This window comes from Gemmatimonadota bacterium, from assembly GCA_009841265.1.
Classification (GTDB): Bacteria; JAAXHH01; JAAXHH01; order JAAXHH01; family JAAXHH01; genus JAAXHH01.
This window is the reverse complement of record VXMB01000001.1, coordinates 309,813-322,917: the sequence shown is the minus strand read 5'-3', so window position 1 is coordinate 322,917 and position 13,105 is coordinate 309,813. Positions and strand designations below refer to the sequence as shown.

Here is a 13,105-nt window from a genome sequence, read left to right as displayed (position 1 = left end):
GATTGAAAAAGGGAAATCGGCCCGCAAGCGCGGGACGGTTTCCCGAAACTTTTGGAGGCAATGAGCATCATGGGAATCAAGGTCGGCATCAACGGGTTCGGCCGCATCGGCCGGATGGTCTTCCGCGCCATGACGGAGCGCGGCGGCTTCGACGTGGTCGCCATCAACGACCTGACCGACAGCGCGACGCTGGCGCACCTGCTTAAATTCGACTCCGTCCACGGCCGGTACGACCATCCGGTGGAGGCCGTGAACGGCGGACTCGCGGTGAATGGCCACAAGATCGAGATCGTCTCCGAACGGGACCCGGCGAACCTGCCCTGGGGCGACCGCGGCGTGGACCTGGTGGTGGAGTCGACCGGGATCTTCACCGACGGGGAACAGGCTTCGGCCCACCTGTCGGCCGGGGCGAAGAAGGTGCTGATCTCCGCGCCGGCCACCAACGTGGACGCGACCATCGTCATGGGCGTGAACGACGGCATCCTGAACGATGGGCACCGCGTGGTCTCCAACGCCTCCTGCACCACCAACTGCCTCGCCCCCATGGTGTCCGTGCTGCACGAGCACTTCGGCGTCGTCCGCGGGTCCATGACCACGGTCCACGCCTACACCAGCGACCAGCAGATTATCGACTTCGCCCATAGTGACCCCCGGCGCGCCCGTTCGGCGGCCCTGTCCATGATCCCCACGAGCACCGGCGCGGCCAAGGCCATCGGCGAGGTGATCCCGGAACTCAACGGCCGGCTGAACGGCATGGCCGTCCGCGTGCCCGTCCCCGACGGCTCCCTCACCGACTTCGTGGCCCAGGTCGACCGCGTGCCCACGGCCGAAGAAGTCAACGCCGCCTTCGCGGCCGCCGCACAGGGCCCCCTCGAAGGCATCCTCGAGTACTGCGAAGACCCCATCGTCTCCGTCGACATCGTGCACAACCCCGCCTCGTGCATCTTCGACGCCGAGCTGACCATGATCATCGACGACAACCTCGTCAAGATCTGCGGCTGGTACGACAACGAATGGGGCTACTCCAACCGCTGCGTCGACCTGCTGGAGCGGCTGGCGAAAGTGTAACGAAGTACGGTGCGACCCAGAAACATCCTGCCTTGATCTGCGCCAGCCAGACACACCGCTTTATTAAAATGGCAAACAGTTAAAATTGTTGACTTTCCAGAAACGGGAAAGTGCATTAGATTTACTTTAAATTCCAAAGGGATATTTATGTAATTCGATCTTCTCCTTCCGTCAAAACCATCATGAAGCGCATTTATTGCCGTTATGCTGTGGTCTTTGTCTCTCTGGCTTTGCTCGCGAGTATCACATGCGGCAAAGACGGTCCGACGAAGACCAGCCCGCCGACACCACCGACAACTCCCCCTCCGCCGCCGGCGCCGGTAGCGACCCGGATCGAGATTACCCCATCATCCGTCACTTTCCACGCCATCGGCCAGACGCAGCAACTTACCACCACGGTCTACGATCAGAACAACAAGGTCATGGCCTCCGCTTCGGTGATCTGGTCGAGCGGAAACGCGGCCGTGGCCACGGTCAGTCCGGAGGGCCTGGTGACCGCAGCGGGTAACGGGACGACACGCGTCACGGGCCGTTCGGGAGATGTTCAAGCGAACGCGGAAATCACGGTGGCGCAGGCGATATACCGTATCGTCATCGAACCGGGTCCGGCCGTTATCGTGTCTGTCGGTGCGACTGTTCAACTGACCGCGGCCGTGCTGGACCGGAACGATCATCCTGTAATGGACGCCGTCGCAACCTGGTCAAGTGAAGACGAGACCGTGGCCGCGGTCAGTCCGGCAGGGCTGGTGACCGGGGCCGGGGAAGGCAGGACCCGGGTTACCGCCCGATCGGGAGACGCATCGGCCACAGTCTCGATTATCGTATCGGATACGGCCCCGGATCCGGAACAGGATGCCTTGATCGCAATTTACAACGCCGCGGACGGCCCGAACTGGTCGAACAACACGAACTGGTTGAGTGATGAGCCGCTTGATACCTGGCATGGGATTACCGTCGACGTGGACGGACGGGTAACGCAGATAGAGCTGGCAAACAACCAGTTGTCAGGCACTATTCCATCCGAGTTGGGCCAACTCGCCCGCCTCGAGTGGCTGGATCTACATGGTAACCAGTTGGCCGGAGAGATCCCCTCCGAATTAGGCCGGCTCGAGCACCTTGCGGGATTGTCGCTCAACGGAAACCAGCTGTCGGGAAGCATCCCACCCGAGTTGGGCCGACTCACCCGCTTGGAATGGCTGGATCTGGGCGATAACCAGTTGTCCGGAGGAATCCCATCAGAATTTGGCGGGCTTGAAAACCTGACGGATCTGGTTATTCCCAGCAACGCGTTGACCGGCGAGATTCCCTCCGAGCTGGGTCGTCTTGAAAACCTGACCGATCTGAATATCCACGGTAACGCGTTGACCGGCGAGATTCCCTCCGAGCTGGGCCGGCTTAAAAACCTTTCGAGGCTGGCGGTTGGCGTCAACCAGTTGTCAGGTTCCATACCACCTGAATTGGGTGATCTTGAAAACCTGACGACCTTGTCCCTGGGCAGTAACGAATTCGAAGGGGAAATCCCTCCTGAGCTGGGCCGGCTCGCCCGCCTGGAGTGGCTGGATATCACCAGCAACCCGTTGACGGGCGAAATCCCTCCTGAACTGGGCCAGCTTAAAAGCCTGTCGACCCTGCATCTGGGCGGAAACGCGTTATCGGGCGAAATCCCTCCTGAACTGGGCCAGCTCAGAAACCTGACAACCCTGGACCTGGGCGCAAATGCGTTGACGGGCGAAATCCCGCCCGAACTGGGGGATCTCGAAAACCTGCTGGTTCTTTCCGTTTCAGGTTCCGGGCAGAGAGACTATCTGGGCAATGTCGGACTGACCGGCGAAATCCCTCCCGAACTGGGACGGCTTGTCCGGCTCGAAAAACTGTATTTGAACCGGAACCAGTTGAGCGGGGTCATCCCGGAGGAACTGGGCGGTCTTGAAAACCTTAAGGAGTTGTACCTTCAATATAACAGTTTTTCGGGCAACGTACCGGAATCCCTGGGAGGACTCGCAAGACTGAAGAAACTATACCTGCACGGCAACGGGCGCATGTTTGGCGTACTGCCGCCGTCCTTTACACAGTTGATGCTGGACGAACTGCGGTTCGAGGGAATCGGTCTGTGCCTGAGGGAGGATGCCGAAACCCGGGACTGGTTACAGGCTATTCCCATGGCCGATGTTGACTTCTGCCGGGGGTTCTTGATGAAATCGACGGCCATGCTCATCCAGGCGATCCAGACGTTTGAAGGCTCCGTTCCCCTGGTGGCGGGAAGAGACGCCCTGCTCCGTGTCTTCATCGCATCGGAAAGGGATGGCACCGTACCTATGCCTCAGGTGACCGCGCGTTTCTTTCATGACGATGTCGAGGTTTTCACCGCGGAAATGGAGAATACGGACAAATTTATTACTTCGTTGCTCCACATGGGCGACAGCGAGGCCACGTCCAACGCGCCGATTCCAGGTTCGGTCATCCAGCCGGGACTGGAGATGGTCATCGAACTGGGTTCATCAGGCCGCCTGCCTGCCGCGGGACGGCTGTCCGTGGTAGTAGTCGACATGCCCCCTTTCAATCTGACCGTGGTGCCCCTCTACTGGATGAATAACCCGGACATGGGCCTGGTGTCCACGGTACAGAGCCTTACGGAAGATTCGGATTACTTTAACCCATCGAAGGATCGCCTGCCCGTGAACGAATTCAACGTCAACATTCGTAGCCCGGTGGCGGTCTCCTATGATCCCGTCAGTTCGGTCAAGACCCTGGAAAAAGTGGGGATGATTCGCACCATGGACGGTTCGAAAGACTATTACATGGGCATTGTCACCCGTGGCGGAGGACTCGGCTGGCGACCCGGTTCCGCAACGGTATCCGAGTTGAACGCTGCGTATATGGCACACGAATTGGGGCATAATCTGAACATGCAGCACGCTCCCTGCGGCGGTCCATCGTTTCTCGAAGAAGATTTCCCTTACATGGACGGAAGCATCGGCGTCTGGGGGTACGATCACAGGAACGACGTATTTGTACCACCGTCCATGCCCGATTTCATGTCCTATTGCGGACCGCCCGACTGGTCCAGCGACTACAGCTTCATCAGGATGGTAAACCGCAGGCAGATCCTGGAAGGCGAACCGACATTCGCCTTATCGCACGCGCCATCCGGGAGAAGCCTGCTGGTCTGGGGAGGCAGGGACGAGTTCGGCGAGCTCTACCTAGAGCCTACTTTCGTGGTCGACGCGCCGCCGTCCCTTCCGGATAAGCGCGGACCCTACCGGCTTGCCGCCGGAGACGTCGAAGGCAACACACTTTTCGACCTGAGTTTCTCCATGAAGGAAATCGCGTGCGGCGAAGGTGGTGAAGCCGGCGGTTTCGTCTTCGCGGTTCCCGTTAGGGCGGACTGGTCCGGCCGGCTGGAACAACTGGAACTATCCGGCCCGGGGGGATTCGTGGCGATGACCCGGGACGACGGACGGTCCACCGCGCTCCTGCTCGATCGATTCACGGGCGAACTTCGCGGCGTCCTGGACGACTGGTTCGGGCCGGGATCGTCTCTTCAGGCCGCGAGACGTGCATTGCCCGAACCCGGCCTCGAGATCGTCGTCAGCACCGGGATTCCCGATCCGTCCGATTGGTAGCGGTTGGACGGCGGCATCCGGCCTGCGGATCTACCGGCCGGATGGGGCAGCCCTGCACGCGTTACCTGGCTGGCCCATGCGATCTACAGGCCGCCTTCCCATCTCCCGACCGAAGGCAACTTTCCTCACCCATCCCCCGGCCGGATCAGGCGGTAGCCTACGCCGCGCACGTTGGCGACGTAGGACGGGTCGTCGGCACTTTCACCAAGCTTTCTGCGTAGTCGCTTGATGATGGCCCGCACGAGCCTCGCGTCACCGAGACCGCGCCGGCCCCAGATCTCGCGCAACAGGGTGTCGTAGGTAGCGATCCGCCCCGTGCTAAGCGAAAGCACGCGCAGCACCTCGTATTCGGTAGCCGTCAGGGCCACCGGCCGACCCGCGAGCTTGACCTCGCGGCGGTCGTAATCGATGGCCAGCTCGCCGAGCACGAAACGATCCGGATTGGCCCGCCGGCGGAGGATGGCCCCGATCCGGGCCGTAAGTTCGGTCGGCGAGAAGGGCTTGACGATGTAGTCCTCGGCGCCGGCCTCCAGCGCCCTGGCGATCGTCTCGTCGCGTCCGTAACCCGAAATGAAGATCACCGGAAGGGTGGCGAGTTCGGGGATCTTCCGCATGAGTTCGATCCCGTCGGATCCGGGCAGCATCAGGTCGAGCAGGACCAGTTTGGGCTTCTCCGCTTCGATGATGCTCGATATCTCCCGGTGATCGGCCGTCACCACGGCGGAATAGTCCGCGTCGGCGAGGACGTCGCGCACGTAACTCAGCGTCTGCGGGTCGTCGTCCACGATGAGCACCTTCGTCGGCTGGCGTCCCTCGGAAACCTGACCCGGGGCGTACCGGGCATCGCCGGCCGCGGTGTCTACGGCGGCCGTCTCCGCGACAGGTATCGTGAAGATGAAGCGCGTGCCCTTGCCCACACCCGGGCTTTCCGCCCGTATGCGCCCGCCGTGAGCCTCGACCAGCCCCTTGCATATGGCAAGGCCCAGTCCACCGGACACACCGGAGTCTACTACGTTGCGCCCGTACTTGCGAAACAGTCGTCCCAGCAGTTCCGGTGCAATGCCCCGGCCCTCGTCGGCCACCGCGACCGCGACGTACACGCCGTCCCGCTCGGCCGAGATACGGATAGGGGCCGTTGCCGCCGAATGGCGGGCGGCGTTGGCCAGCAGATTGTTCAGCACCTGCACGATACGTTTCCGGTCGGCGAGCACCGGGGGCAGATCGGGCGGCAGGTCGATGAGGACGTTGTGCCTGGCGCCGGCGGACAGGAAAGTGTTGCGGGCCTGGTCCACCAGGAAGCTCACCTCCGAGGGTTCCGGGGTGACCGACAGCGTGCCCGTATCGGTGCGTCCCGCGTCGAGCAGGTCGCCGATCAGGCTGTCCATGAGATTGGCCTGTTCATCGATGATCCGGAAGAACTGGCGCACTTCGGCCGGATCCAGTTCCCGCGAGGCATTCAGCACCGTCGTCGCCGACCCCTTGATGGAGGTCAGTGGCGCGCGCAGCTCGTGGCTCACCATGCTGAGAAACTCGGCCCGCGTCCGGTCAAGTTCCTGCAGTGACGCCAGGTCCTGCATGGTGACCACCATCGACGTCACCGCGCCGTCCTCGCCGCGAACCGGGGTGGCGCTTACGAGCACTGTCACGCTACGGCCGTCGGGTATGGTAATCACGACCTCCACGTCGCGCGCCGTCTCGGAGCTGCGGAGCACCTGGACAAGGGAGAACTGGTCCAGCGCGATTTCCCGTCCGTCGGCGAAGCGGCAGGTCGCCACCTCGAGTATGGCTTGAATGGGTTTGCCCGGCAAGCGCAGGTTCTCCGCGATCCGCTTCGCCTCCCGGTTCAAAGACACCGTACTGCCGGTCACCGCTTCGAACACCACGACGCCCACCGGGGAAGTCTCAATCAGCGCCTCGAGGTCGGCCCTGGTGCGCAACTCGGCGCAGTACTTACGGGCGTTGGCAATCGCGGCGGCCGCCTGCGAGACGATCAAAAGGAGGATCTCCTCGTCCTCGTCTGTGAACTCGCCGCCGTTCGCCTTTCCGGCCAGGAAGAGGATCCCGGTCTGTGTGCCGCGATGACGCATCGGCGCGACCTGGAAGGCACAGGCAGCCGGCAGCATGTCCGCCGAATTGCCGGTCTTACGCACGTATTCCGACAAGTCCGCCCGTCTCAGTGGACCGGCCAGGCCGCGGAAGTATTCGAAGAGCTGCGGCCCGTCGGGCCATGCCGACAGTTGCCGATGCTCCTCGTCGGAGAGACCGGTGGAGACGAAATCCTGGAGAACACCGGCCTCGTCGACGGTGGCGATGGCGCCAAAGCGCGCTCCGGTGAGCGACCTGGCACGCTCCACGACCTCATCGAGGACGGTCTCGAGGTCCAGGTTCGCACTGATACGCAGGATCGCCTCGTTAAGCGCGGCGTTGCGAGCGCGCAGCGCCTCTACCTCCCGTAACGGATCATCGCGTGCACTCAATGTGCTGACCTCTCGTGTTTGTCCACCACGCGTTCATTCCATCCCTTGCGTAAGTTCGACCTACCGGCCGACCGGACAGGAAACGGATGTTCTGCAAACGCGCTTACCTTCGCGCAATTCCGCGAAAGGCGGGCATGCGTTTGTTTGTCTCTGAATATCGCGGTAATTACAAACGTTTGTCACCAAAAAACTGGTTTTTAACCTGCCTGTGGTTTTTCATTTAGCGTAACCGGTGACGGCATGGACATCCTGCCGGCAACGGGCCATTGCCCACCAGACTTCGCGGAAGAGCGCGGTCCTGTGATTGCCGGGCGTTGGGCAGTTTATCGGCTTGTGATCACCCTGGCATGGCTGTAATTTGGTAATTCGGCCTGAAACAACACCCCGGAATGAACCTCATGCGGATCATACGGCGTTTTTTCCTGATTCCTTTCCTGGTATGCTGCCTGTCGCCCCTTCACGCCTCGAACGCGTCGCAGGAGGTGTCCGGTCGGCAGGAGGCGAGCGCGCGGCAAGAGACGTCCGTGCGACAGGAGTCGAGCGTCCGCCAGGAAGCGATCACGGGGCAGGAAACGTCCGTGCGACAGGAGTCGAGCGCCCGCCAAGACGCCGGTGCCCGACTACTCGTCGTCGACTACGCCATGGCCTATCCGGAAGAGCACGCCGGGATGATCCGCGCGTTCTCGGAAGCGGGATTCGACATCGACTACCGGCCGTATTACCCCGCCATGGTGGAACGGGACGCCCGGGACTACGACGCCATCGTGCTGCTGGGCGGCGGCGATCCGGGCATGAGCATCCAGGAAGTGGACCTGGCCATCAACTTCGTCTCGCGCGGCAAAGTGCTCGTGCTGGCCATGCCTTCCGACGGGCCCTACGGCGAACGGAGGAAGGTCAATCCCGGCGTCCACGACCGGTACCAGTTCAACGAGGTCCTGGCCCGCCTGGATATCAACCTGCACGCGCTGAACGCCGACCATGAAACCGGTCCCGTCCTGAATCCCTTCGTGGACTTCGAATTGGCCGCCGGTCACCCGGCCGGCCGGGGCCTGGGCAGCAGCGTGGCGGCCCGCGCCGGCACCCGTCTGCTCGTGGGCGACGGAGCCGAACCGCTGCTCGTGGAGCCTGAAGGTCCGCCGCCCGGAGAAGAAATCGAGCCCGAACCCGCGCCCGAACCCGAATACCGCGTGGTCCGCAGGACCTTGCGCATTCCGCCGGACGGCGCGGTGCCGGGGGAAGAGGTCGAGCTGCTGCTGCGCGGCGAGCAGGATCTGCGGCCCAGCCTGTACTACCGAAACCGGGAACGGCCCGTGCCGGTGGACTGGACCACGGCGAGGTTCAGGGGCAGGGTGGAAGTCGTCTCCGACGCGAAGGACACGCTGACCGTGCGCATGTCCGGCAACCGTTGGGGATCCGAATACGCCCTGGTCGGCGTTCCGGTGGGGGGCATCGCGGCCGCCTTCGCCGACCGGGAGACCCGGGAAGAGATCCGGTCCGCATCAGACCTGGCGTCCATGCGGGACGACGAAGAGACCTTCGGTCGCCTGGCGGTGGCGGCCGCGGGACGGACCGGGCGGCTGAACGAGGGATTCGTCCTGGCCGTGGACCGGCAGGCGCTGTCCGGACTCGACCGGCCCCTGTCGCCCCTGGGCATCCCGCCCGCGGGTTCCGGCACCGAAGGCCTGGAAGGTTTTCTGGGCGGATTCGCGCGGTACGTCCGCGCACTGGTCGATCCCCCGGGGGACTGGTCTCCCGACCACAGGTATGCCACAGCCCAGATGCCTGGCAACCGGAAACCGGATATCTCCCTCAACAACGTATCCGTAGGTACGGTATTGCCCGAACGGGTCAGCGTGGTACGTAGCGCGGCGTCCGGTCCGGGTGGCAGTGGTGGCGTGGGCTCGGGCGACACCGCAGGTGCGGCGTCCGGTCCGGGCGCGACCGCGAATGCCGACTGGGACTCCGGTCCGGCTGCCGGTGCGGAGCCTGCCGTCGAGGAAGCAGCCGGTGCGGCGAATAAAGACGCGGAGGCTGCCGTTCCGCTTCGAGGCGTCTGGGATTTCGTCGCAAGGCGGCATGAACATATGGGCGATCTCGCCGGCACGCTACCCGGCCTCGGGATGGATTTCCTCTGGACCGTGGCGCCGGCCGCCAGCTACACGGGGGGTGCCGTGACGACGGGCGACGTGCGCTTCGAATCGTGGGCGCTGCCCATCCTCAACCGCCTGGGGGGCACGACTACGGCCTGGTACGCCGGCGTGAGCGCCCCGCGCGAACGCGAAATCACCGGCGAATACGAAGCCGCCCGGGACGCCCGGGGGGACGCGGTCGGCCTGCCCTCCCGGCTGGACATGGCCTACCTGAACCGGCACCTCTTCGAGCCGGCGCGCGCCATCGCCCGGCACAGCCGCGGCCAGCGGGCCCTGAAGGCCATCGTGCACGACTGGGAGCCCCATATCACACGCCCCGCGGAGGCCTATGCCGCGATCGACGCCTTCGACGACCTGCATTTCCGGTACTTCATCCGCCATCTCGTCCGGAACGGACTGTACCACGGCGACGAATTCAGGTCGCTCATGGGGCTGGGCCCGGAGGACCGGTTCGAGTGGCTGCTGAAATCGGGATACCTGGAGACCTACATCCAGCTCCAGGAAGCCAACGCCGAGCGCCTCGGCGTGCTCTACCGGCAGTCCATGGACGAAATCAGTCCCGTTCTGCGCCACGGCGCCTTCGTCCGCTCCCTGCGGCCGAACTGGTTTCGACTGGGCTTCTGGAGAGGCGCCGGCACGCCGGAACGTCCCTTCCTCGTGTTCTCCTACGAACGTCCGCCGGACTGGTACGCCGGCTTCCTGCGCGATCGGGGCGTCTCCGCCCGGATGATCCCCGTCGGGCTGCTGGGCCTGATGGGCGGTGAAGACCTGCAGGACCTCCTGCGAAAGGCATCCGGTCGAGGCGGCTACGCCCTCGAGCGCGGCATCTGGCTCGTCGCCGACCCGGGCGAGGAATCGGGTTTGAACACGCCTCCCGCGGGCATGACGCGGGAAGCGCTGCTGGAGGCGGTGGGAAGCAAAGATTGAGATTAGTGGTAGGGCATGCCCTCTATTACCTTCAAACTTTGAATAAAGACATAGTCGGGAGGTTGTTTTCAGTTAAGATGTAAAACTGAGATACCTAGCAGGGCCTTAAATACCTGTTTTTACGGTACTTTGCCGAGCATTTATGATTTATGTATTTAATACATGTGATAGGTGCGTTGGAGTTAGACTTGATTTAAGTAGAAGACCGACCTTGCCAAGATTGATGTCTGAGATGGTTGTCGTCTACGATTAATGAGTTGAGTTGACATGTGGTCTATACGCCAATACCATAAAGTACGTTAGTATCCAAATTTACCTGATAAGATAGGTCTATTTATAGGAAGAACAAGAATGACTAAATATAAGCCCGGTATAAAGAAAGTTCCCAAGTTGTTGGTTTCGAGACGTGTGGTAAAAACCCCTCAACGGTACAATTCAGATAAGGCTCATTTTATTCGATACCGAAGTAAAAAACATGCAACCCTCCCGCATGTCGTAAAGTTCTCCGCAGGGCGTTCAAGTGCGATGATGTTGTTTGCTTTACTGGAGAACAACCTTCTAGATGCGGATCGAGGTGATGTAATTGTTTTCAACAATACTTCAGCAGAGCATCCCGGTACTTATCGCTTTGCACGGACCTGTAACAGAATATCAAACCAGTATGGGATACCGTTTTATTGGATCGAGTTTCAGACATATGAGGATGCACGAAATGGTGAATGGACTAGGTTGCCTTCTTACAGGCTCGTCAATGATCAACCATATTCAACCACAAATCCTGATGGATTCCATTGGCGCGGCGAGGTATTTGAAGAACTTCTTTCTTGGGCTGGCTATGTCCCAAACCAATTCAGTCGGATATGTACGAAGAATATGAAACTAGAAGTAACTCGTACATTTCTGAAAGATTGGTTCGCATTTAACGAAAGTATCCCACGTCTCGGTCATTACGGTAGCCAATCGCGTATCGATCCTGATTCCTTATATCGGCGACATATACGTAATCAAGGAGCTGTACCCAAACACATTTTTCTCAGAAAACGTTCATACGTTTTAACCAGACCACATGTAAGACCTGAGCAGTCGTACTCTGACTTCTCACCAGTCTGGCGTAGAATTGAAAACGATGACTTAATTGGGAATACATTCGGTGACAAGGTCAAATTCGGAAACGGAGGTGTCGAATACGTTGCTTATGTAGGATTACGTGGCGATGAGCCAATGCGAGTAAAACGAGTTGAAGCACGCAGTGCAGGACCTGGTGCGTCCGGTTACGAAGGTGAGCATGTCTATATGCCATTAGCAGACATGAATGTAACCAGAGAAGACGTTAACGACTTCTGGGAATGGCAAGATTGGGATCTTTCGCTACCCAAAGAGGGCAGTCTTTCTAACTGTGTATACTGTTTCTTAAAAGGGGTAGGAAATCTAAAAAGCGTACATGAGCAGATGACAGAAACTCTAAATGATAATTTCGATGGGTTTGGCTCTCTTCGAGATACGCCGTGTGATATTACTTGGTGGAGTCGTATCGAAAACGATTATAGCCGTGATTTAATAGCTGAAAACAGGGAAATAAAAGGAAACCATGAGCATACAAGTATTGGTTTTTTTGGTATGAATGGATTCTCGTACGATACACTTTCCGTGTGTACTAGCGCCGAATTAGAACAGTACTCCGATACTTTGTTACCATGTGACTGTACAGAGTGAGCCACACCTAATAGAATGCCTATTTACCTTGACTATCAGGCGACTACTCCAATTGACCCAAGAGTACGTCGAGCGATGTTACCATACCTTGAGGAAAAGTTTGGCAATCCTCACTCTGATGGGCATGTGTTTGGTTGGGAAGCATCTGACGCAGTCAAGAGTGCACGTGCTAAAGTCGCTGAGTTAATCAATGCCGACGACGATGAAGTTGTTTTTACTTCAGGTGCCACCGAATCCTGCAACCTCGCAATACGAGGTCTAGTGAAAGCAGATACCGAATCTCGTAATAGGATTGTCACGGTTGCAACAGAACATCCTGCAGTACTGGAGACTGTAAAGGATCTTCAAAGATCAAGGTTCGATACAGTCATTCTTCCAGTTGAAAGAGATGGACTGGTAAATCTTAGTGTCCTTAAAGATGCACTTGACGATAAAACACTGATCGTATCGGTTATGGCTGCCAACAATGAAATTGGTGTGATTCAACCCATTGAGAAGATTGCCGAGATATGTCACTCCGTCGGTGCGATCTTTCATACTGATGCAACACAAGCAGTTGGTAGGATAGACGTGGATGTGGAGAACTGGGGAGTAGACCTGCTCAGCATGTCAGCACATAAAGTCTATGGCCCGAAGGGTATTGGCGCCCTGTATATACGATCAGGTGTTAAAGTCGATCCAATCATAACTGGAGGTATGCAAGAATTCGGACTTAGATCTGGCACAGTACCTACAGCACTGGTAGTTGGCTTCGGTGAAGCTTGCGAACTCGCGAATTATGAATTTGCCAATGATGCTAGACGCATCGATTCACTTACTAAGCAACTTTACTGTTGTCTGGAAAAACGTTTCCCAAATCTTCAGTTGTTTGGTCATACCGAAAAACGAATTGCTGGGAATCTTAATGTAGGTCTATTAGGCCTAAGTGCCCAATATATCGTAAAGAAGGTTTCGAATCGGATTGCAATTTCTACAGGATCAGCATGTTCATCAGCAATCTATGAACCATCTCGAGTTCTTATTGCTTTAGGCTATTCACGAGAGGTCGCAGAAACTGGCATACGTATAAGTCTTGGTCGGTTTACTACATCCCAGGAAATTGAAACGGCATCTGTGGTGCTTAGCGAATTAAATGACACAGTTTAAG

6 protein-coding genes are annotated in these 13,105 nt (G+C 59.0%); 5 read left to right on the top strand and 1 reads right to left on the bottom strand.

All coding sequences use genetic code 11. The features are described from left to right. Positions 1-69: 69 nt before the first annotated feature. On the top strand, positions 70-1,068 hold the full coding sequence (gene gap, locus F4X08_01280) for a type I glyceraldehyde-3-phosphate dehydrogenase (GenBank protein ID MYD24435.1): 999 nt from the start codon (positions 70-72) through the stop codon (positions 1,066-1,068). 182 nt (positions 1,069-1,250) lie between these two features. Beyond that, the gene (locus tag F4X08_01275; protein ID MYD24434.1) at positions 1,251-4,691 is read left to right on the top strand and encodes a hypothetical protein; all 3,441 of its coding nucleotides are present in this window, start codon (positions 1,251-1,253) and stop codon (positions 4,689-4,691) included. 125 nt (positions 4,692-4,816) lie between these two features. Here F4X08_01275 and F4X08_01270 read toward each other — a convergent pair whose 3' ends face one another. Then, complete coding sequence (locus F4X08_01270) at positions 4,817-7,168, bottom strand: response regulator (GenBank protein ID MYD24433.1); 2,352 nt, start codon at positions 7,166-7,168, stop codon at positions 4,817-4,819. Positions 7,169-7,566: 398 nt separating this feature from the next. Here F4X08_01270 and F4X08_01265 point away from each other — a divergent pair, with 398 nt between their 5' ends. The 3 genes from F4X08_01265 to F4X08_01255 all read left to right on the top strand — a co-directional run bounded on the left by F4X08_01265 (position 7,567) and on the right by F4X08_01255 (position 13,104). Next, positions 7,567-10,245, top strand: coding sequence for a hypothetical protein (locus F4X08_01265; GenBank protein ID MYD24432.1), 2,679 nt, complete (start codon positions 7,567-7,569; stop codon positions 10,243-10,245). A 351-nt stretch (positions 10,246-10,596) separates the two neighbouring features. Next, positions 10,597-11,958 carry a hypothetical protein gene (locus tag F4X08_01260; GenBank protein MYD24431.1) on the top strand — a complete coding sequence of 454 codons (1,362 nt, stop codon included), beginning with the start codon at positions 10,597-10,599 and terminating at the stop codon, positions 11,956-11,958. Positions 11,959-11,973: 15 nt separating this feature from the next. Further along, positions 11,974-13,104: a cysteine desulfurase gene (locus F4X08_01255; GenBank protein MYD24430.1), complete on the top strand. Its 1,131-nt coding sequence runs from the start codon at positions 11,974-11,976 to the stop codon at positions 13,102-13,104. The last annotated feature ends 1 nt before the right edge of the window (position 13,105 follow it).

Excerpts from the sequence above, each read along its gene's own strand:
- F4X08_01255 (MYD24430.1), top strand. The coding sequence starts at position 11,974 with ATGCCTATTTACCTTGACTATCAGGCGACTACTCCAATTGACCCAAGA.
- F4X08_01275 (MYD24434.1), top strand. The coding sequence starts at position 1,251 with ATGAAGCGCATTTATTGCCGTTATGCTGTGGTCTTTGTCTCTCTGGCT.
- F4X08_01260 (MYD24431.1), top strand. The coding sequence starts at position 10,597 with ATGACTAAATATAAGCCCGGTATAAAGAAAGTTCCCAAGTTGTTGGTT.
- F4X08_01265 (MYD24432.1), top strand. The coding sequence starts at position 7,567 with ATGCGGATCATACGGCGTTTTTTCCTGATTCCTTTCCTGGTATGCTGC.
- gap (MYD24435.1), top strand. The coding sequence starts at position 70 with ATGGGAATCAAGGTCGGCATCAACGGGTTCGGCCGCATCGGCCGGATG.